This is a genomic window from Streptomyces sp. NPDC001728, assembly GCF_040297565.1.
In the GTDB taxonomy this organism is placed as follows: domain Bacteria; phylum Actinomycetota; class Actinomycetes; order Streptomycetales; family Streptomycetaceae; genus Streptomyces.
In genome coordinates this window covers 1-20,102 of record NZ_JBEOZK010000030.1, presented here as the reverse complement: position 1 = coordinate 20,102, position 20,102 = coordinate 1, and the positions used below count along the sequence as shown (strand labels likewise).

Below are 20,102 nucleotides of genomic sequence, written 5' to 3'. Positions count from 1 at the left end.
GCGGTCCCATCCTTCCCCGAGCTCTTCGAGCAGGGGATACCCCAACCCTGGTCGCAACTCCTGCGAGAACGCCCTCTCGGCCGAGGACGGACTCCCGGGGAATCGTGGCAGATCGGACGACCCCGACATCCCGACTGCGATGCCGCACGGGCGGCCCCGACCGGCCCCGGCCCGGAGCCGCCCACTCTACCGGGCCAGGAATCCGGAGGTCAGTGCTCCGCTGAGGAGTGGTCAGCGGACGGCTCGGCGGAGGTGACCAGTTCGGTGAGCACCCCGTGGCAGTCCTTGGGGTGGAGGAAGGTGATCCGGGAGCCCATCGAGCCGATCCGCGGCTCGTCGTAGAGGACCCGGACGCCCTTGCCGCGGATGGCCTCGGCGTCGCCGTCGACATCGGCGGTGCCGAACGCGATGTGGTGCACGCCCTCGCCGTTCTTGGCGAGCCACTTGCCCACCGCCGAGTCCTCCCGGGTCGGCTCCAGGAGCTGGAGGTACGAGGCCCCGCCGTCCGAGGTCCCGTTGATCTTGAGCATGGCCTCGCGGACGCCCTGTTCCTCGTTGACCTCGGAGTGGAAGACCTCGAAACCGTACGTGGCACGGTAGAACTCGACGGTCTTGTCCAGGTCGAAGCAGGCGATCCCGATGTGGTCGATTCGCGTCAGCATTCCTCCAGTGCAGCGCCAGGAAGGTGGTTACGCAACGTGCGCGCCGTCACACCGGCTGCCCGGTGACCTCGCGCGGCGCGCCTCAGTACATTGGCGGTAAACCCTCGTTCACCTCTCATCCCAAGGGGCCGTGCCTCATGTCTGGAACGACCGGTACCACCTCAGTGATCGTCGCGGGCGCCCGCACGCCCATGGGTCGCCTGCTCGGCTCGCTCAAGTCCTTCTCGGGCGCGGAGCTGGGCGGTTTCGCGATCAAGGCCGCCCTCGACCGGGCCGGCATCGGCGGCGACCAGGTGCAGTACGTGATCATGGGCCAGGTGCTCCAGGCGGGCGCCGGGCAGATCCCCGCCCGCCAGGCCGCGGTCAAGGCCGGCATCCCCATGAACGTCCCCGCGCTCACCATCAACAAGGTGTGTCTCTCGGGTCTCGACGCCATCGCGCTCGCCGACCAGCTGATCCGCGCCGGCGAGTTCGACATCGTGGTCGCCGGCGGCCAGGAGTCGATGACCAACGCCCCGCACCTGCTGCCGAAGTCCCGCGAGGGCTTCAAGTACGGTGCCATCGAGATGCTCGACGCCATGGCGTACGACGGCCTCACCGACGCCTTCGAGAACATCGCGATGGGCGAGTCCACCGAGAAGCACAACACCCGCCTCGGCATCAAGCGCCCCGAGCAGGACGAGATCGCCGCGCTGTCGCACCAGCGCGCCGCCGCCGCCCAGAAGAACGGCATCTTCGAGGCCGAGATCACCCCGGTCGAGATCCCGCAGCGCAAGGGCGACCCGGTGATCTTCGCCAAGGACGAGGGCATCCGCGCGGAGACCACCGCCGAGTCCCTCGGCAAGCTCCGTCCCGCCTTCGCCAAGGACGGAACCATCACCGCCGGCACCTCCTCGCAGATCTCCGACGGCGCCGCCGCCGTCGTCGTGATGAGCAAGGCGAAGGCCGAGGAACTGGGCCTGGAGTGGATCGCAGAGATCGGCGCCCACGGCAATGTCGCGGGCCCGGACAACTCGCTCCAGTCGCAGCCGTCCAACGCGATCCTGCACGCCCTCAAGAAGGACGGCCTGGGCGTCGAGGACCTCGACCTCATCGAGATCAACGAGGCCTTCGCCGCGGTCGCCGTCCAGTCAATGAAGGACCTCGGCGTTACCCCCGAGAAGGTGAACGTCAACGGCGGCGCCATCGCCCTCGGCCACCCCATCGGCATGTCCGGCGCCCGGGTCGTGCTGCACCTCGCCCTGGAGCTCAAGCGGCGCGGCGGCGGCGTCGGCGCGGCGGCCCTGTGCGGCGGCGGCGGTCAGGGCGACGCGCTGATCGTCCGCGTGCCCGGCAACGGCAAGTAGTTCCGGACCCTGAGGAGCAACGCACATGGTGGACGTCCCCGCTCTGGTCACCCAGGCACGGGAGGGCAGGCCGCGGGCCGTGGCCCGGCTGATCTCGCTCGTGGAGGGGGCGTCCCCGCAGCTGCGCGAGGTCATGGCGGCGCTGGCGCCGCTCACCGGCGGCGCGTACGTGGTGGGCCTGACCGGCTCGCCCGGCGTCGGCAAGTCCACGTCGACCTCGGCGCTGGTCTCCGCCTACCGGCGGGCCGGCAAGCGGGTCGGCGTGCTCGCCGTCGACCCGTCCTCGCCGTTCAGCGGGGGCGCGCTCCTCGGTGACCGGGTCCGGATGTCGGAGCACGCCTCCGACCCGGGTGTCTACATCCGCTCGATGGCGACCCGCGGCCACCTCGGCGGGCTCGCCTGGTCCGCCCCGCAGGCCATCCGCGTCCTGGACGCGGCCGGCTGCGAGGTGATCCTCGTGGAGACGGTCGGCGTCGGGCAGTCGGAGGTCGAGATCGCCTCCCAGGCCGACACCTCGGTCGTGCTGCTCGCGCCGGGCATGGGCGACGGCATCCAGGCCGCGAAGGCGGGCATCCTGGAGATCGGCGACGTGTACGTGGTGAACAAGGCCGACCGGGACGGCGCGGACGCCACCGCGCGCGAGCTCAACCACATGCTGGGCCTCGGTGAGGCCCGGGGTGCGGGCGACTGGCGTCCGCCGATCGTCAAGACGGTCGCGGCGCGCGGCGAGGGCATCGACGAGGTCGTGGAGGCGCTGGAGAAGCACCGGGCCTGGATGGAGGAGCACGGGGTCCTGGCGGAGCGCCGCCGGGCCCGTGCGGCGCGCGAGGTGGAGACCATCGCGGTCACCGCCCTGCGCGAGCGGATCGGGGACCTGCACGGCGACCGGCGCCTGGACGCGCTGGCCGAGCGGATCGTGGCGGGTGGCCTGGACCCGTACGCGGCCTCCGACGAACTGGTCGCCAGCCTGACCGGAAACTGATCCCCCGTACGTACGAGAAGGGCCTCCCCGGTCGTCCCGGAGAGGCCCTTCTCGCGTACCCGCGTATGTCAGGTCGCGGGTCGGGTCACGGCTTGCCGCGCCGTCCGCGCAGCTGCTCGGCGACCGGCTTCAGCGACTCGTGGAGGTCGCCGAGCGCCTCCGCGCCGATCTGGTCGATGAAGTGCTTGCGCACGGACTCGACGTGGTGCGGGGCGACCTTCTGCATGGTCTCCATGCCCGCGTCGGTGAGGACGGCGTAGAGCCCGCGCCGGTCGGACTCGCAGTTCTCGCGCCGTACGAGCCCCGCGTTCTCCATACGGGTGATCTGGTGCGAGAGCCGGCTCTTCGACTGGAGGGTGGCCGCGGCGAGGTCGCTCATGCGCAGCCGCCGCTCCGCCGACTCCGAGAGGTTCACGAGGATCTCGTAGTCGTTCATCGTCAGTCCGAAGGGCTGGAGGTCCCGCTCCAGCTGGTACGTCAGCATTCTCTGGACGTCCAGGAACGTGCGCCACGCACACTGCTCGGCGTCGGTGAGCCACGGGGTGGCGGTCTCGGTCTCCATATGTGCATTCTACCTAAGAAGTTGAATACTTGACGAAGTCTGGGAGCGTGCGCTCGAGGACGTCACACTCCGCAGACTACCGCTCACAGACCGAAGCGCCGCTGGAGGTCACCGAGCTGGCCGGGAAGGCGCGGTACCGAGCCCGGCATGGCCTGGCCGGAACCGTGCGCCCCCTGTCCGCCGGGGACACCCGCCTGGGCCGGCGGCGCGCCGATCGCCCGGTCCGCCATCAGCAGTTCCGTCGACTGGAGCAGGACCGTGCCCGCGCCCACGAACTCGAACTGGTGCTCCTCGCCCGAGGTGCCCCCGATGCCCGTCAGCGCCCGGACGCCGCCCATCACGCCCGTCATGTAGCCGTGGTCGTAGTGGTGGCACGGGGAGGGGCAGTCCGCCCAGCCCACCAGCGCCTGCGGGTCCACCCTCATCGGCGGCTCCATGAAGACCACCGGGCCGTTCGACGCCGCCACGAACTTGCCGGTGCCGATCAGCGTCACGAAACCCGGCACGATCGACTGCTTGAGCGCCAGCGTGGGCTGGTAGGCGAGGAGGTTGCCCGAACGGATCGTCAGGTTGCCCTCGTCCAGGTCGAAGGAGTTCACGTCGAAGGACCGGTCCGCGAGCAGCATCTTCCCGCTGCCCTCCGCGACCACCCAGTCGCTCGCGTGCAGCGGCGAGTGGAAGGAGGTGCGCACCAGCCGGTCGAGCCGCCCGTGCCCGATGCCGTTGAACTCGATCCGCCCGTAGTAGGCGATCATCTTGCCCTTCTGCAGGAACCACTGGGAGCCCTTGAGCTCCACGCAGAAGGTGTACGGGTTCACGTTGTCGTCCGACGGCAGCGTCGTCGGATCGTGGATCACCGGCGTGCTCACAGCTTCTCCTCCGAGGCCTGGACGTACACCGCGCCGCTGCCGCTCAGCTCCAGCTGGAAGGCCTCGCCCGAGCCGCGGCCCACCATGTCGCGCCAGCCGAGCGCGGTGGACAGCTTGTTCCGTACGTCCCCGTGGTGGGCCACGTACGCCTGCGGGTCCACATGGACCGGGCGACCCGGGGAGATCGGCAGTTCGATCACGCCGCCGTGCGCCATCACGGCCACCGAGCCGTGGCCCTTGAGGGTCGTCGTGAAGAGGCCCTGGCCGGTCACCTGGCCGCGGACCATGCCCATGACCCCGCCCTGCGAGCCCATGAACATCGTGCCCTGCTCCAGGGTGCCGTCGAAGGCCAGCAGCCGGTCGGCCTCCACGTACAGGGTGTCGCCGGTCATCGCGATCACCTGGATGTGATGGCCGCCGTGGCCGAACATCACCGTGCCGCTGCCCTCGACCGTCATCAGCGGGGTCGCCTCGCCGGCCACCCGGCGGCCGATCATCGACATCAGGCCGCCCTGGCCGCCCGCGATGTTCGGCGTGAAACTGACCTCGCCGCGGTACGCGAGCATCGCGCCCCGCTGACTGAACATCCGCCGGCCGGGGACGAGGGTCGCCTCGACCATCTTCGAGTTGATCTCACGGAACGGCATCAGTCCTCCTCGTTCGCTTCTCCGCCCCCGCGGCGCAGAGGTGCGGGCATCGTCGTCGGCCGCGGCCCGGAGGCCGCGTGTGCGACGCTCACACGTCGCCCCCGATCGTGTTCCGCTCGCTCGGCTGGACGTACACCAGGCCGTCCCCCTCGAAGCGGATCTGGAAGGCCTCGCCGCCGCCCTCGCCCATCAGGGTGCGGAAGTTCACCCCGGTCTGGAGGTGCTGCTGGAGGTTGCCCTGGTGCGCGATGTACGCGCCCGGGTCGACCTGGAGCGGGTACTGCGGGGTCACCCGCAGCACCACCGCCGGGCCGTCGGACATGATCGCCGCCTGGCCCGTGCCCTCCACCGTCGTGGTGAAGAGGCCGTTGCCGGTCGCGCCGCCGCGCAGACCCGTGAAGGTCGTGCCGGTCCGCAGACCCGCGTCCGTGCACAGGAGGTTGCTCGCCTCCACCCACAGCTTCTCGCCGTGCAGCGAGACGAGGTTGATCTCGGCGGCCCGGTCGGCGAACCAGCAGGTCCCCTGGCCGCGCACCTCCATCACCTCCATCTGCTCACCCGTGAGCCGGCGGGTCACCATGCCGCGCAGGCCCTCACCGCCGCCGCTCATCTTCTTGAACGCCATCTGGCCGTCGTAGGCGACCATCGAGCCGTTCTTCGCCTTGACGGCGTCGCCGGTCATGGAGACGGCGAGCACCCTGCTGCCCTGGAGTCGGAACGTTGCCACCCGAGGAAGGTACTGGGGACCCGGTCAAAGGAACAGCAAAGTCTCCGTGCACAATGGTCGGGCCCTTGTGCATCCGTTCACAAGATCGAACGAAGGTGACCCCCTCCGTGGACCTCAAGACCGCTTCCTCCCTCCACCGGCTCCGTCTCGTCTCCGCGCCGGAGGCCGTCTCGTTCCTGCTCCTGCTGCTCTGCTCGGTGCTCAAGCGGACGACGGACTTCAACGCGGTGCCGGTCATGGGCGCGATCCACGGCGTGCTGTTCATCCTGTACGTCCTCTTCTGGCTCGACGCCTGGAACCGCACCAAGTGGAGCTTCGGGACCGCCGCGCTGTACTTCGTCCTCTCGGTGCTGCCCCTGGGCGGCTTCTACGCCGAGCGGAAGCTGAAGCGCGAGGCCGAGAACGCGGTCATCGCCTCCCGTGCCCGCGCCGCGGCGGCCGAGGGTGCGGTGAAGGCGTGATCGTCGCGTTCTCCGTGACCCCGCTGGGTGTGGGGGAGGAGGTCGGCGAGTACGTCGCCGACGCCGTCAGGGTCGTCCGCGAGTCCGGGCTGCCGAACCGTACGGACGCGATGTTCACGTCCATCGAGGGCTCGATGGCAAAGCCTTGAGTACATAGACGTCGGATCGACGTTGCACGGGCGGGACGGGGCGCTACTCCGACCTCTACCGGGCGGCGCCCCGTCCGTTCCCTGACACGGGCGCTCGCGAGACGCACCGTGCGGGACTAACCCGCTCCCCCCTGGGCTTCCCCAAGAGCCGGAGGAGGAGCGGAGCTCTATTCGTCGCGAACGACGACCGCGACGTCCTCGTACCGACGGGCGAAGATGCCGTGCCCCGTGGCGCCCTTGTGGACCATGCAGTCGACGTCCGCCTTCGCCACGTCGGCCGTCGGTTCGACCTCCCACGTGCAGTCGGGATTCAGGCAGCGCGCGGTGACGGTGACTTCGGAATCCGGGTGCCGGGTGATTCGGTGGGTGACGAAGCGCATGACGGACTTGATCGTCACGGCTCCACCACCGGTACGGGGGTAGTGAAGATGCGAACCCGCGTCATCTCGTCGGAGGTCGGCTGACGAAGCGTCTCGGGCGCTACCGTCCACTCACGTCCGCCACCCGGTGGCGGAGGAAGACGCTCCCTTCGTACCGGTCGACTACACGGCCAATACGACCGTTCTCGTCGACCGCATACCGACTCTTGGCCGGCTGCCACTGCTCTTCCGGCATTTCGCACCGTCCCCTCACGTCCCCTGAGAGTCGCGCAGTGCGTTGGGGCGGGGGAACCACGTACACAACCCACTTCGGGACGTCCTGAAGGCTGTAGAACGTCCCTAGCGACGTCTCACGTCATAGGGAGAGACTTCATGCAGAACGAGCGTCTTCGGGTGGTCATGACCACGGGAGGATGGACCCATGCGTCGCTTTCGAGCGCCGTCGGAGTTGATCCGAAGAGCGTAGAACGCTGGGTGAATCTAGGCAGGACGCCCCGGTCGGGGTGCGGCGCTCAAAGCCGCTGAGGCACTAGGTGAAGACGTGCACGCACTCTGGCCGGCGCTGCGTCAGGCCCGAAGCGCCCGAGCCATAAGCCCCGAACTCGTCGCGGTATACGACCAACGCGCCGACCTTCCCGTGTCAACGTTCGTCGACCTGATCGCACCTGCGCGTGTGCACGTTGGCATCCTCGTCCACGCCGCTGTGTTCCTCCACGAGGCGTATCCGCGGCTGAACGAGCTACTCAGGGAGCGCGCTGCCGACGGCTGCCGGATCCGGATCGCCGTTGGCGACGCCGACAGTGAGAATGTCCAACAGCGCGGGCAGGAAGAGCGGTTCGGTCACGGCATTGAGTCGCGGTGCCGACTGGCGCTCATGCACTACCGATCGCTGATCGGGGTGCAGAACGTCGAGATCCGGACGCACGGAACGACGCTCTACAACAGCATCTATCGCGCTGATGATCAGTGCCTCGTCAACGCCCACGTTTGGGGTGCCAACGCATACGCCGCGCCCGTGTGGCACCTCCGCCGGAGCGGCGATGGCGGGATGTTCGACACCTACGCCCAGAGCTTTGACGCCGTGTGGGACACAGGCGCTCCCGTGGCAGGCTGACGTCATGGCCCGCCGCGAGTACTACGACGATCCGAGCGCCCCGAAGCCGAACAGCATGGTGGTGGCTGCTTCCGCCTTCGTCACCGACGACGAGGGCCGCATCCTCCTCCAGCGTCGTGCTGACAGTGGCCTGTGGGCGCTTCCCGGGGGCGGGATGGAGCTGAGTGACAGCCTCCCCGGAACAGCCGTCCGGGAGGTCAGGGAAGAGACCGGGCTCGACATCGAAGTGACCGGCCTCGTCGGTACGTACACGGACCCTCGTCACATCATCGAGTACAGCAACGGGGAGGTCCGGCGCCAGTTCAACGTGTGCTTCAAGGCGCGCGTCGTCGGCGGGATGCTGACGATCTCCGACGAGTCGACAGAGCTGCGCTTCGTTCCGCCGGCCGACGTCGACGAGCTGCCTATGCATCACACTCAACGGCTGCGCGTACAGCACGCGTTGGAGGATCGGGCGGATCCGTACCTTGGCTGACCAAACAGGGAAGCCCAGCGCCCGCATGTGACGCCGCCACGCGCGGCCGTGCTGAGGGGTGCAGTAGCGCTTCAGCCGGCCGGCGCCAACTTTCTGCGGGACGTCGGCGCCGCAGTGTGCGCACGGCGTCGGCTGAAGGTCGAGACGGTGGAGCGGCACCTCGGCGCCTGACGCCGACCCGTTCCGCACGACCGGAGACCGGGGGCTTCCGTCGTGGCCGAGCTCCCGTACCCGCTGGCGCCGCCCACTGGCGCCGGCGCTGAGCGTTCCGCGGCCTCCGTTGCTTCCCACGTCGACTCCGCGTGGCCCGCCGGCCTCGACTTCCCGGCCTCCATCGGCACCGCGATCCGGGCCGTGGCCAACGGACGAGTCAGTTCACCGGGCAGCACCGGGCCGTACGGAATCCACGTAACGGTGGACCACGGCGGAGGCCTGTCCTCCCTGTACGCCCACCTGTCGCAGACTCGATGGCCATGTCCCGGCAGGGTGCGGCGCCTACAGCCGGCTCGCCGGTCGGCTCACGGAACCGGACCCGGTGGCCTACACGGTGCAGTACCGCAGTCTGCTCGCGAACGAGCCGCACCGCGTACGAGCCGTCCTCCTCATGTGCCTCGCACCGGTCCTCTCGGCCGTCCTCCTGGCCTGTCTCGTCTGGCCGAGCCACTGGACCGTCCGCGAGGGCGGCGAGGAATGGCTCGTCCACCTCGACACCGTGATGCCGGTGTCGATCGGCCTCATCTGCTTCTTCATGCTGGTGAACGTCACGTCGATCGCCCACGCCACGATGGTCGCCCGCGACCCGATACCCGTGTACGCCGAAGAGGGTACCCACGTCGCCTTCCTCACCACCTACGTCCCGGGCAAGGAACCTCTCTCCATGGTCCGCGGCACTCTCGAAGGCGCCACCCTGCTGCGGCACGACGGCCCGCTCGACGTCTGGCTCCTCGACGAGGGCGACTCCGACGACGCCAAGGCGCTCTGCGCCGAACTCGGCATCCGCCACTTCACCCGCGCCGGCGTCCCCGAGTGAACCGGAAGAAGGGCCCGCACAAGGCGAGGACCAAGCACGGCAACTACAACGCATGGCTCGCTCTCCACGGCGACGACTACGACTACTTCGCCTCCGTGGAAACCCACCACGTCCCGCTCCCCGGCTTCCTGGAGCGGATGCTCGGCTACTTCCGCGACCCCGACGTCGCCTTCGTCGTCGGCCCGCAGGTGTACGGCAACTACACCGGCATCGTCACCAAGGCCGCCGAGTCGCAGCAGTTCCTCTTCCACGCCCTCATCCAGCGCGCCGGGAACCGCTACCACGCGCCCATGTTCGTCGGCACGAACAACGTCGTCAGGATCTCCGCCCTCCAGCAGATCGGCGGCCTGTACGACTCCGTCACCGAGGACATGGCCACCGGCTTCGAACTGCACCGCAGGAGGAACCCGCGCACCGGCCACTTCTGGCGCTCCGTCTACACCCCCGACGTGCTCGCCGTGGGCGAGGGCCCGGCCTCCTGGACCGACTTCTTCACCCAGCAGCTCCGCTGGTCCCGGGGCACGTACGAGACGATCGTCAAGCAGTTCTGGAAGGCGCCCCTCCGTACCCCGCCGGGCCGCCCCGGCACTGGCCGTCCGAGTCGCCGGGGCGCTTGATCCACAGATACGCGTCGACCAGACCGTCCCCGGTCCGGTCCGTCGGCGGTACGCCGAGCGCCCGGCCCGGCGGATTGCACCAGGACTCCTCCCGGTCACCCGGGAGGGGGCCGTCGCCGTTGCGACTGGTGTCCACCGTGAAGTGGGTGCCGCCGAGCAGCCCGGAGAGGTTCGGGCCGAAGCCCCGCGCGATGTCGTTCGTCTGGAAGTTGGAGACGTTCAGCGAGAAGCCGTCCGCGCGGGCGACCCCGGCCCGCCGCAGCGGCTCCACCAGCTTCCCGGGGTCGTCGATCCAGGCCGGATTGCCCCCGTCCAGATAGACCCGGGTCCGCGGCTGCCGCTTCAGCCGCTCGATCGCCTCCGTGAGCAGCTGGTAGCGCTCGTCGTGGTACTGCGCCGGGGTGCAGCCGTCCATCATGTGCGGCACCGCGTCCGGCTCCAGGACCACGATCGCGGAGGAGTCCCCGAGGGCCGTCGCGAAGGACTCGATCCAGTTCCGGTAGGCCTGCGCGTCGTGCGAGCCGCCCGCCGAGTACATCCCGCAGTCGCGGTGCGGGATGTTGTACGCCACGAAGACGGCCGTACGGTTCTGGGCCGCCGCGCCCCGCACCGCCCGGGTGATCTCCGGCACCGGGTCGTCACCCGCGGGCCAGTCCGCGACCGGCTGGTCCGCGATCCGCTTCAGGACGCGGGCGTCCTCGGTCCTGCCCTGCGCCTCGTACCGGCGGACCTGCTTCGCCGCGTCGCTCTCCGGGTCGACCCAGAACGGCGCCCCGCTCGCGGGGGCCGCGGCCTCGCCGCGCGTGGACGGCGGGCCGACCGGGCCCTTCGGGGACTCGTCCTCACCGCACCCGGCCAGGAGCGGCGCGGAGACGAGCACCAGGGCGACGGCGGTGACGGTGCGGCGGGACATCCGGCCCCCAGAGTCGGGTACGAGGCGGTGCGAAACCGTACGTGGGGCGACAATCCGGGTCATCGTGACACGAGGGTCAGCCGGCGTCGGGCTGCGACACCGCGATGCCCAGCGGGGTCCGCTCGTACAGCACCTGGTGGCCGTACCGCCGGGAGGTCAGCAGACCGGCGTCCCGCAGCACCGCGAGGTGCGCGGAGACGGAGGAGGCGGCCCTGCCGAGGAGATGGGCGAGCGCCGTGGTCCCCATCGGCTCGGCCAGGGCGCACAGGACATCGGCCCGGACCGGCCCCAGAAGCCGCCCGAGGGCCTCCGGCGTACGCTCCCGGGGCTCGGCCCACAGCCCGCCGATCCCGCGCGCCGGATACGCCACGGTCGGCTGCCACGGCGGGTCGAAGCCGCTCACCACGTCCGGCCAGGTGAACACCGACGGCATGAGGACGAGCCCCTGCCCGTCCAGCGGGCGGTCGTGCTCCCCGGCGTAGGCGACCCGCAGGGTGGCCGTCTCCGCCGCCCAGTCGAAGGCCGGGTGCAGCTCGTTCAGGAGCCGTTCGAGCCCGCCCTCGGCGAGCCTGCGCGAGTGGTACGCCACGTCCGCCTCCAGGAGCGCGCGCAGCCGGGGCCACTCGGGGGCGATCAGCGCCTCCCAGGCCGCCTCCAGAAGCACCGTCAGCCGCCGTACGCCGTCGGCCGGATCGGCCAGCAGCCGCCGCCCCTCCTCCGTCGCGGCGGCCCCCGGCGTCTCGGCGAGCGCCCGCTCGAAGTCCACGAGCGCCAGGGCCGGATCGGTCTCCCGTACGGCGGCGATCTCCTCGTCGAAGGTGGCGACGGGCCCGAGCGGCGGCGGATAGAGGAAGTCCGGGCTGTGCCCGCGCAGCGGCATCAGGAGCTGGAGCGGCCCGAGGTCGAGCCCCCGCGTGGCGCCCGCGATCCGCCGCAGCCACGGCAGGTGGTAGCCCTGCTTCCCCGGCCGGGCGAGGACCCGCACGGCGGAGTGGGTCTCCCAGAGCGGCGAGATCGCGAACCGGATGCGCAGCGGGTCGGCCTCGCCGAAGCGCAGATGGTACGGCACGGGCGGCCCTCCCCGGACAGAAGATTCGGCTGGACCCGAAAGTCTAGGGCGGGCCCGTTCCCCGCGGCAGGCTGCGTCCATGCCCGAGAACGACACCCGGGCGCCGGCACCGGCGCCCGCGCACGACCCTGCCCACGGAAGCGCCCCGGCCGGGGCGCCCGTACCCGGGGAGGCACCCGCGCCCCCGCCCGTACTCGGGGAGGCACCCGCGCCCCCGCCCGTACTCGGGGAGGCACCCGCGCCCGCGCCCGTACCCGGGGAGGCGCCCGCGCCCGCGCCCGTACCCGGGGAGGCGCCCGCGCCCCCGCCCGTACCCGGGGACGCACCCGCGCCCGGCTACCGGGCCGTCTTCCGCGTCCGCGAGTTCCGGTTCGTCTTCGTGGCGCATCTCTTCTCGCTGCTCGGCGTCGTCGTCAGCGAGCTGGCGCTCACCGTGCTCGTCTACGACCTCACCCGCTCCCCGCTGCTCTCCTCCCTCACCTTCGCCCTCGGCTTCCTCCCCTACCTCGTCGGCGGCACCCTCCTCGCCGGCCTCACCGACCGCCTCCCGCCCCGTCGCCTCCTCGTCGTCTGCGACCTCGTCTGCGCCGCCTGCGTCGCCGTGATGACCGCCCCCGCCACCCCCGTCGCCCTGCTGCTCGCGCTGCGCTGCGCCATCGCCGTCGTCTCCCCCGTCTTCAACGGCACCCGGATGGCGACCCTCGCCGACATCCTCGGCGAGGGCGACCTCTTCGTCCTCGGCCGCTCGCTCCTGCGGATCGTCTCCCAGAGCGCCCTGCTCACCGGCTTCGCCGTGGGCGGTGTCCTGCTGACCGTCGTCCCGCCGCGCGGCGCGCTCGCCGTCACCGCCGTCACCTTCCTCGTCTCCGCGCTGCTGCTGCGCCTCGGCACCGCCCGCCGGCCCGCCAGGGGCGCCGGGAAGACGGCCGCGGGCGGGCTCGCCGGCACCTGGGCGGTGCTGCGGAACCGGCGGGTGCGCGCCCTGATGCTGATGTTCTGGGTGCCGCCGCTGTTCGCCGTCGTACCGGAGGCGCTGGCCGCCCCGTACGCCGACGAGATCGGTGTCTCCACGGCCGCGCTCGGCCTGCTCATGTGCGCGCTGCCGGTCGGCACGATCGTGGGCGAGCTGTTCGCCGGGTCCTTCCTGAGCGCCGCGACCCGCTCCCGGATCGTGCTGCCGCTCGCCGTCACCGGGGTGCTGCCCTATCTGCTGTACGGCCCGAAGCCCGGCGTCGCCCTCGCGGCCGTCGCGCTCTTCCTGGCGGGTGCCACCGGTGCGTACACCCTCGGTCTCGACGCCTGGTTCGTCGCCGCCGTCCCCGAGGAGACCCGGGGGAGGGCGATGACCCTGATGACGGCGGGCATGATGACCGTCCAGGGCGTCGGGATGGCCGGGGCGGGGGTCGCGGCCGAGTTCGTCCCCGTGCACACGGTCGTCGCGGGTACGGGGGTGCTCGGCACGCTCTGCCTGCTGGCCGCCGCGGCCGAACTGAGGGCGGCCGGGGCGACCGAGGGACGAGACAGGGCTGTCCGGCATGTTGCCCATGGGTAAGGTCGACGCGTGCCGAAGCCGCTCAGTCTCCCCTTCGACCCCATCGCCCGCGCCGACGAACTCTGGCAGAAGCGCTGGGGCCCGGTCCCCTCGATGGCCGCCATCACCTCGATCATGCGGGCCCATCAGATCCTCCTCGCGGAGGTGGACGCCGTCGTCAAGCCGTACGGGCTGACCTTCGCGCGGTACGAGGCCCTGGTGCTGCTGACCTTCTCGAAGGCCGGCGAGCTGCCGATGTCCAAGATCGGCGAGCGGCTGATGGTCCACCCCACCTCGGTGACCAACACGGTGGACCGGCTGGTGAGGTCCGGTCTGGTCGACAAGCGCCCCAACCCGAACGACGGCCGCGGCACCCTCGCGACCATCACGGAGAAGGGCCGCGAGGTGGTCGAGGCGGCGACCCGCGACCTGATGGAGATGGACTTCGGGCTCGGCGCGTACGACGCGGAGGAGTGCGCGGAGATCTTCGCGATGCTGAGGCCGCTGCGGGTGGCGGCGGAGGACTTCGACGAGGGCTGACCCGCGCGAAGATCGCCCGGAACGTGCGGTTACGCTCGACGGCATGAAATCCAGCGTGCTGACCCGCTACCGCGTCATGGCCTACGTCACCGCCGTCATGCTGCTCATCCTGTGCGCGTGCATGGTGGCCAAGTACGGCTTCGGCGTCGGCGAGGACCTGACCTTCGCGGTCTCCCAGCTCCACGGTGTCCTCTACATCATCTACCTCGTCTTCGCCTTCGACCTGGGCTCCAAGGCGAAGTGGCCGTTCGGGAAGCTCCTGTGGGTGCTGGTCTCCGGCACCATTCCGACCGCCGCGTTCTTCGTCGAGCGCAAGGTCGTCGCCGAGACGCTTCCGCTGGTCAGCGGCGCGCAGCCGGAGCCGGTCAAGGCCTGACCCCCCACCTCCGCACATATGTGCGGAGGTTTGCCGTCGACATTTACTAGGACGTCCTAGTAAATTCGAAGCATGGACGCTGACGCCATCGAGGAAGGCCGCCGTCGCTGGCAGGCCCGTTACGACAAGGCCCGCAAGCGGGACGCCGACTTCACCACGCTCTCCGGCGACGCCGTCGAGCCGGTCTACGGCCCCCGGCCCGGGGACACCTACGAGGGGTTCGAGCGCATCGGCTGGCCCGGCGAGTACCCCTTCACCCGGGGACTCCACTCGACCGGCTACCGGGGCCGGACCTGGACCATCCGCCAGTTCGCCGGCTTCGGCAACGCCGAGCAGACCAACGAGCGCTACAAGATGATCCTGGCCGCCGGCGGCGGCGGCCTCTCCGTCGCCTTCGACATGCCCACGCTCATGGGCCGCGACTCCGACGACCCGCGCGCCCTCGGCGAGGTCGGCCACTGCGGTGTCGCCATCGACTCCGCCGCCGACATGGAGGTCCTCTTCAAGGACATCCCGCTCGGCGACGTGACGACCTCCATGACGATCTCCGGGCCCGCCGTCCCGGTCTTCTGCATGTACCTGGTCGCCGCCGAACGCCAGGGCGTCGACCCGGCCGTGCTCAACGGCACGCTCCAGACCGACATCTTCAAGGAGTACATCGCGCAGAAGGAGTGGCTCTTCGAGCCCGAACCCCATCTGCGTCTCATCGGCGACCTCATGGAGCACTGCGCGCGGGGCATCCCCGCGTACAAGCCGCTCTCCGTCTCCGGCTACCACATCCGCGAGGCCGGGGCGACGGCCGCGCAGGAGCTCGCGTACACCCTCGCCGACGGCTTCGGCTACGTCGAGCTGGGCCTGAGCCGCGGCATGGACGTGGACGTCTTCGCCCCCGGCCTCTCCTTCTTCTTCGACGCGCACCTCGACTTCTTCGAGGAGATCGCCAAGTTCCGCGCCGCCCGCCGCATCTGGGCCCGCTGGATGAAGGAGGTCTACGGCGCCAAGACCGACAAGGCCCAGTGGCTGCGCTTCCACACCCAGACCGCCGGTGTCTCCCTCACCGCCCAGCAGCCCTACAACAACGTCGTCCGCACCGCGGTGGAGGCCCTCTCCGCCGTCCTCGGCGGCACCAACTCCCTCCACACCAACGCCCTCGACGAGACCCTCGCGCTCCCCAGCGAGCAGGCCGCCGAGATCGCGCTCCGCACCCAGCAGGTGCTGATGGAGGAGACCGGCGTCGCCAACGTCGCCGACCCGCTCGGCGGCTCCTGGTACGTCGAGCAGCTCACCGACCGCATCGAGGCCGACGCCGAGAAGATCTTCGACCAGATCAGGGAGCGCGGGCGCCGCGCCCACCCGGACGGGCAGCACCCGATCGGCCCGATCACCTCCGGCATCCTGCGCGGCATCGAGGACGGCTGGTTCACCGGCGAGATCGCCGAGTCCGCCTTCCAGTACCAGCGGTCCCTGGAGAAGGGCGACAAGCGGGTCGTCGGCGTCAACGTCCACCACGGCTCCGTCACCGGCGACCTGGAGATCCTCCGGGTCAGCCACGAGGTCGAGTGGGAGCAGGTCCGGGTCCTCGGCGAGCGCAAGGAGCGCCGCGACGACGCCAAGGTCCGCGCCTCCATCGACGCGATGCTGGCCGCCGCCCGGGACGGCTCCAACATGATCGTCCCGATGCTGGAGGCCGTACGCGCCGAGGCGACCCTCGGCGAGATCTGCGACGCGCTGCGCGACGAGTGGGGCGTCTACACGGAGCCGCCGGGCTTCTGACCCCCCACAGGTGAAAAGGGCGGTACGGGATCTCCCGTACCGCCCCCTCGCGGTGCGCGGCGGTACGGGGGACTCCCGTACCGCCTCATGCATGGGCGGCTACCTCGCCGCCGAGCCCAGCACCTTCGTCGGGGTGATCCGGACCGCCACCCGGACCTTCTCCGGCGGCAGGTCCAGATACTCCTGGCCGCCGCCCTCGCCCTCGTACTTCTCCGCGAGCGCCACCGCCAGCGCGCGGCCGGTGTCCTCGGCGACCGTCGCCGTCCCCCGTATCTCCGCGTACAGCTCCGGGTCACGGCGGTCGTGGACGGTGAGGCTGACCCGGGCGTCGGCCCGGATGTTCTTGATCTTGCGGCGGCCCTCCTGGCTGGAGATCAGCAGGTCGTCGCCGTCGCGGCCGACCCACACGACCGAGGTCTGCGGGGAGCCGTCGGGCTGGATCGTGGCCAGCACGGCCGGGTTGACGTCGTCGAGCAGCGCGCGGACGGTGTCGTTCAGCCGGACGCCGTCCCGCTCGGGGTTCTGCTGTTCAGTGATCACGGCCGCCACGCTAGGGGGCTGCCGCCGATCGGACCAGACCGGCAGGGACACCCGCTAGCCGTGCGCGGCCACCGCGCCCAGACCGCCCACGAGCAGGGCCGACAGCCGCGCCACCCACGGCTCGTCGACCGGCTCCGCGCTCACCAGGGCGCGGTGCACCACGGCGCCCGCGACGACGTCGAAGATCAGGTCGTCGATGGCGTCGACCGCGACCGGGTCGCGGTCCTCCGGGAGTTCGCCGCGCTGCTGCGCCCGCTTCCGGCCCGCGAGGACGAGCCGCTTCTGCCGGTCGACGATCGAGGCGCGGATGCGTTCGCGCAGCGGTTCGTCGCGGGTCGACTCCGCCACCACCGCCATCAGCGCCGTCTTGGTCTCGGGGCGTTCCAGGAGCGCCGCGAACTGGAGGACGACATGCTCGATGTCGGCCTGGAGGGAACCCAGGTCGGGCAGTTCGAGTTCGTCGAAGAGGACGGCGACGGCGTCCACCACGAGTTCGTTCTTGTTGGCCCAGCGGCGGTACAGCGTCGTCTTCGCAACCCCGGCCCGGCCGGCGACGTCCCCCATCGTGAGCTTGGACCAGCCCAGCTCGACCAGGGCCGCGCGGGTCGCCTCCAGGATGGCCGCGTCGGCCTCGGTGGAGCGGGGGCGCCCGGTGCGGGGGCTGCGAGAGGGGTTGGTGCGGCTACACATGGAGGTCGACCATACCCGCCGGTAGGTATGGCGCCAGGGGCCCGGCGTGTGAGCCAGTTCACGGCGCGGATGCGGTCCGCGCCCTCCCGTCGGATCCCCCCGGACAGTTACGCTACGACCTGTAGCGAAAGGCATTGAGCGGCCTGAGCGACAACCATGGCGCCGGGTGGGGACCCGGTGCGAGAACGAAGACGAAGAACCGTGTCGCCCCACGTCTCGCACACCGGCGGGAGACGTGCGGACGGCACGGTTCAGCCATGACTTACCGGTTACGCGCGCGGAAGGGGGAGGATGTACGCATGCAGCCCCGAAACATGTCCATGAGCGGCGTCGTCGACCTCGCCGCGGTGAAGGCGGCCGGAGAGGCCAAGGCGAAGGCGGAGCAGACGCGCGCCGAAGCCGCCCGGCAGGGTGGTACCGCCGCCGTGCCCCCGTCCGCCCTGGTGATCGACGTCGACGAGGCGGGCTTCGAGCGCGATGTGCTCCAGCGCTCCGCCGAGGTCCCGGTCGTCCTCGACTTCTGGGCCGAGTGGTGCGAGCCCTGTAAGCAGCTCGGCCCCCTTCTGGAGCGGCTCGCCGTCGAGTACGACGGCCGTTTCCTGCTCGCGAAGATCGACGTCGACGCCAACCAGATGCTGATGCAGCAGTTCGGCATCCAGGGAATTCCGGCCGTTTTCGCGGTGGTCGCCGGTCAGGCGCTGCCGCTCTTCCAGGGCGCGGTGCCCGAGGCCCAGATCCGCGAGACCCTCGACCAGCTGATCCAGATCGGCGAGGAGCGCTTCGGTCTGACCGGCATCGTCGTGGACGCCGGCGCCGAGGGGGCCGAGGGAGGTGCCCCCGCGCAGCCCGTGGGCCCGTACGACGCCCTGCTCGAAGCGGCCATGTCCGCGCTCGACGCGGGCGACCTCGCCGGCGCCGTCCAGGCGTACAAGAACGTGCTCGCCGACGACCCGGCCCACCCCGAGGCCAAGCTCGGTCTCGCCCAGGCCGAACTGCTCACCCGGGTGCAGGATCTGGACCCGACCGCCGTACGCAAGGCCGCCGCGGACGCCCCGGCCGATGTGGCGGCGCAGATCGCCGCCGCCGACCTGGATCTGGTGGGCGGACATGTGCAGGACGCCTTCGGGCGGCTCGTGGAGACCGTGCGGCGCACGGTGGGCGAGGACCGGGACGCGGCGCGGCTGCGGCTCCTGGAACTGTTCGAGGTAATCGGCTCCGACGACCCCCGTGTGACGGCGGCCCGGCAGGCTCTGGCCCGCGTGCTCTTCTGAGCCGGCCGGTGCCCGGTTCCGGACGTCCGATCGTCTGACGATTTGGCAGCAGGGTGACAAAAGGCGGCCGCGCTTTACCAAAACTTGGTAATCGCGGCCGCTGTTACTTGCAGTAAATCGAACCCGGTGTTCTGTCCGTTTTTCTGCGGCGATTCCATGACATTCCCCTCCACTCGAACGCACCCTGCGTGCCCGTTCGGTCCCGTCCCGCCATGGCGTGGTTATCCACCCGTTACTAGCCAGTAACGAACCCCCTTGTGCGAGGGCGCGGAATGGACCACGATCGGCGACGCTCGGTCCGAACCGCACCACCCCGGCAACAACCGGGACGCGGTGAAGGTCCCCACCGGGCGGACCGGTGTTCCGGCACCGGTCATGGACAGGGGGGTTCCCGCTCTTTCCGAACGGGGCCTGTCCGATCAGGCCGTGCTCCGTGGCGCGGCCCATGGTTGTCGCTCGGGGGTGATCGCCGGTGATGAGGACGCGCAACGCGCCGCCTGCCGTCTCGGCGCTCTCCTTCCCGAGGACGTAGCTCTTCTCCCATCCCTGGACGGGCCCCGGCCCTCCCGGAGATGTACGTCCGAGAAGGAGGAATTCTCATGCAGTCCCAGGTTCGTGGCGGGACCAGATGGAAGCGCTTCGCCTTCGTCATGGTCCCGAGTGTGGCCGCGACGGCCGCGATCGGCGTCGGTCTGGCCCAGGGTGCGCTCGCCGCGTCGTTCGCGATCTCCGGCCAGGAGTTCAAGGTCTCGACCGACAAGCTCGAGGGCACGGAGTTCGTGCAGTACGGCAGCGTCGCCAAGGGCAAGAAGCTGGACGGCACGCCGTTCGGTGCCCCGGTGGCGGTCTCCGGCTTCGACACGGCCAAGATCACCAACATGTGCCAGTCGGTCGTGACGCCGGTTCCGGTCCTGGGTGACGTCACCCTTCGCCTGGAAGCGGGCGGTGCCGCCGCCAAGTCCGGCGAGGACGCGGACAAGGTCATCGGCAAGGACCTGTACCTCGACGTCTCCTACCTGGAGGCCGACGCCGAGTTCAAGGCCATCGACATCGGTGTCGCGGCGGGCTCCCTGCCGAAGTACAAGGACGGCCAGGGCATCCAGCCCAACACCGAGGCCAACGAGAACGGCTTCGCGCAGCGCGCCGACAGCGTCACGCTGACCAACGTGAGGCAGAAGGCGTGGGCCACCACGGCCGCCACCTTCAAGCTCCCCGACCTGAAGCTGTCCCTGAGCCGGGGCACGGGCCAGGAGTGCTTCAAGGGCTGACCGAGCCCCTGGGTGTGGGGGGCCGCCGGGGGGCCCCCCCCCCCCCCGGGCGCGGCCCCCCCCCCCCCCCCCCGGAAAGCAACCACGCCGGCCGCGGACGGGTGGGGCAA

Annotated in this window: 20 protein-coding genes and 4 pseudogenes; 14 read left to right on the top strand and 10 right to left on the bottom strand. The window is 70.7% G+C overall.

The window, feature by feature from the left end; all coding sequences use genetic code 11:
- Nucleotides 1–209 precede the first annotated feature (209 nt).
- Nucleotides 210–662 carry a methylmalonyl-CoA epimerase gene (mce, locus tag ABT154_RS31470; RefSeq protein WP_056567577.1) on the bottom strand — a complete coding sequence of 151 codons (453 nt, stop codon included), beginning with the start codon at nt 660–662 and terminating at the stop codon, nt 210–212.
- A 137-nt stretch (nt 663–799) separates the two neighbouring features.
- On the opposite strand from mce, the gene ABT154_RS31465 reads away from it, so the two are divergent.
- Nucleotides 800–2,008 (top strand): acetyl-CoA C-acetyltransferase, encoded by a 1,209-nt coding sequence (locus ABT154_RS31465; RefSeq protein ID WP_351861445.1) that lies wholly within the window; start codon nt 800–802, stop codon nt 2,006–2,008.
- A 25-nt stretch (nt 2,009–2,033) separates the two neighbouring features.
- Nucleotides 2,034–2,990, top strand: a complete 957-nt coding sequence (gene meaB / locus ABT154_RS31460; RefSeq protein WP_351861444.1) for a methylmalonyl Co-A mutase-associated GTPase MeaB — start codon at nt 2,034–2,036, stop codon at nt 2,988–2,990.
- Between the two features lie 85 nt (nt 2,991–3,075).
- Here the strand turns inward: meaB and ABT154_RS31455 are convergent, their stop codons facing one another.
- The 4 genes from ABT154_RS31455 to ABT154_RS31440 form a co-directional block, all read right to left on the bottom strand.
- A complete protein-coding gene (locus ABT154_RS31455) occupies nt 3,076–3,552 on the bottom strand; it encodes a MarR family winged helix-turn-helix transcriptional regulator (protein ID WP_351861442.1) in 477 nt (158 codons plus the stop codon).
- Nucleotides 3,553–3,635: 83 nt separating this feature from the next.
- Nucleotides 3,636–4,421, bottom strand: coding sequence for an AIM24 family protein (locus ABT154_RS31450; protein WP_351861440.1), 786 nt, complete (start codon nt 4,419–4,421; stop codon nt 3,636–3,638).
- A complete protein-coding gene (locus tag ABT154_RS31445; protein ID WP_351861438.1) occupies nt 4,418–5,068 on the bottom strand; it encodes an AIM24 family protein in 651 nt (216 codons plus the stop codon). Before ABT154_RS31445 ends, ABT154_RS31450 begins: the two co-directional genes overlap by 4 nt.
- Before the next feature lie 88 nt (nt 5,069–5,156).
- Complete coding sequence (locus ABT154_RS31440) at nt 5,157–5,795, bottom strand: AIM24 family protein (RefSeq protein ID WP_317876909.1); 639 nt, start codon at nt 5,793–5,795, stop codon at nt 5,157–5,159.
- Nucleotides 5,796–5,902: 107 nt separating this feature from the next.
- Between ABT154_RS31440 and ABT154_RS31435 the strand changes: the two genes are divergently transcribed.
- Both ABT154_RS31435 and ABT154_RS31430 read left to right on the top strand, forming a co-directional pair.
- Nucleotides 5,903–6,256 (top strand): DUF3817 domain-containing protein, encoded by a 354-nt coding sequence (locus ABT154_RS31435; protein ID WP_317876908.1) that lies wholly within the window; start codon nt 5,903–5,905, stop codon nt 6,254–6,256.
- Nucleotides 6,253–6,387: pseudogene (locus ABT154_RS31430) on the top strand (thiamine-binding protein); the annotation flags it as partial. The gene ABT154_RS31435 and the pseudogene ABT154_RS31430, both read left to right, overlap by 4 nt.
- Before the next feature lie 185 nt (nt 6,388–6,572).
- Here ABT154_RS31430 and ABT154_RS31425 read toward each other — a convergent pair.
- Nucleotides 6,573–6,803: a DUF7848 domain-containing protein gene (locus tag ABT154_RS31425; protein ID WP_351861436.1), complete on the bottom strand. Its 231-nt coding sequence runs from the start codon at nt 6,801–6,803 to the stop codon at nt 6,573–6,575.
- A 354-nt stretch (nt 6,804–7,157) separates the two neighbouring features.
- Here ABT154_RS31425 and ABT154_RS31420 point away from each other — a divergent pair.
- The 4 genes and pseudogenes from ABT154_RS31420 to ABT154_RS31405 form a co-directional block, all read left to right on the top strand.
- Nucleotides 7,158–7,899: pseudogene (locus ABT154_RS31420) on the top strand (XRE family transcriptional regulator).
- A gap of 4 nt (nt 7,900–7,903) precedes the next feature.
- Entirely contained in the window at nt 7,904–8,374 is a 471-nt protein-coding gene (locus ABT154_RS31415) for an NUDIX domain-containing protein (RefSeq protein WP_351861434.1), read from the top strand.
- Nucleotides 8,375–8,587: 213 nt separating this feature from the next.
- Nucleotides 8,588–8,779, top strand: a pseudogene (locus ABT154_RS31410) (M23 family metallopeptidase); the annotation flags it as partial.
- Nucleotides 8,780–8,870: 91 nt separating this feature from the next.
- A pseudogene (locus tag ABT154_RS31405) lies at nt 8,871–9,985 on the top strand (glycosyltransferase family 2 protein); the annotation flags it as partial.
- On the opposite strand, the gene ABT154_RS31400 reads toward ABT154_RS31405, so the two are convergent.
- A complete protein-coding gene (locus tag ABT154_RS31400; RefSeq protein ID WP_351861432.1) occupies nt 9,942–10,934 on the bottom strand; it encodes a glycoside hydrolase family 6 protein in 993 nt (330 codons plus the stop codon). The pseudogene ABT154_RS31405 and the gene ABT154_RS31400 overlap by 44 nt on opposite strands.
- Nucleotides 10,935–11,010: 76 nt before the next feature.
- A complete protein-coding gene (locus tag ABT154_RS31395; RefSeq protein ID WP_351861431.1) occupies nt 11,011–12,003 on the bottom strand; it encodes an ArsR/SmtB family transcription factor in 993 nt (330 codons plus the stop codon).
- 79 nt (nt 12,004–12,082) lie between these two features.
- On the opposite strand from ABT154_RS31395, the gene ABT154_RS31390 reads away from it, so the two are divergent.
- The 4 genes from ABT154_RS31390 (at nt 12,083) to icmA (ending at nt 16,223) form a co-directional block, all read left to right on the top strand.
- On the top strand, nt 12,083–13,555 hold the full coding sequence (locus ABT154_RS31390; protein WP_351861429.1) for an MFS transporter: 1,473 nt from the start codon (nt 12,083–12,085) through the stop codon (nt 13,553–13,555).
- A 9-nt stretch (nt 13,556–13,564) separates the two neighbouring features.
- Complete coding sequence (locus ABT154_RS31385) at nt 13,565–14,074, top strand: MarR family winged helix-turn-helix transcriptional regulator (protein ID WP_351861427.1); 510 nt, start codon at nt 13,565–13,567, stop codon at nt 14,072–14,074.
- 43 nt (nt 14,075–14,117) lie between these two features.
- Nucleotides 14,118–14,450, top strand: a complete 333-nt coding sequence (locus tag ABT154_RS31380; protein WP_056567618.1) for a DUF3817 domain-containing protein — start codon at nt 14,118–14,120, stop codon at nt 14,448–14,450.
- 72 nt (nt 14,451–14,522) lie between these two features.
- Nucleotides 14,523–16,223, top strand: coding sequence for a coenzyme B12-dependent isobutyryl-CoA mutase large subunit (gene icmA, locus ABT154_RS31375; RefSeq protein ID WP_351861425.1), 1,701 nt, complete (start codon nt 14,523–14,525; stop codon nt 16,221–16,223).
- A 99-nt stretch (nt 16,224–16,322) separates the two neighbouring features.
- On the opposite strand, the gene ABT154_RS31370 is transcribed toward icmA, so the two are convergent.
- Together ABT154_RS31370 and ABT154_RS31365 are read right to left on the bottom strand one after the other, a co-directional pair.
- Complete coding sequence (locus ABT154_RS31370; protein ID WP_351861423.1) at nt 16,323–16,763, bottom strand: PPOX class F420-dependent oxidoreductase; 441 nt, start codon at nt 16,761–16,763, stop codon at nt 16,323–16,325.
- A gap of 54 nt (nt 16,764–16,817) precedes the next feature.
- Nucleotides 16,818–17,453: a TetR/AcrR family transcriptional regulator gene (locus ABT154_RS31365; RefSeq protein ID WP_351861420.1), complete on the bottom strand. Its 636-nt coding sequence runs from the start codon at nt 17,451–17,453 to the stop codon at nt 16,818–16,820.
- Nucleotides 17,454–17,752: 299 nt separating this feature from the next.
- On the opposite strand from ABT154_RS31365, the gene ABT154_RS31360 reads away from it, so the two are divergent.
- Together ABT154_RS31360 and ABT154_RS31355 are read left to right on the top strand one after the other, a co-directional pair.
- Nucleotides 17,753–18,724: a tetratricopeptide repeat protein gene (locus ABT154_RS31360; RefSeq protein ID WP_351861418.1), complete on the top strand. Its 972-nt coding sequence runs from the start codon at nt 17,753–17,755 to the stop codon at nt 18,722–18,724.
- A gap of 599 nt (nt 18,725–19,323) precedes the next feature.
- Nucleotides 19,324–19,992, top strand: coding sequence for a DUF6230 family protein (locus ABT154_RS31355; RefSeq protein ID WP_351861416.1), 669 nt, complete (start codon nt 19,324–19,326; stop codon nt 19,990–19,992).
- The last annotated feature ends 110 nt before the right edge of the window (nt 19,993–20,102 follow it).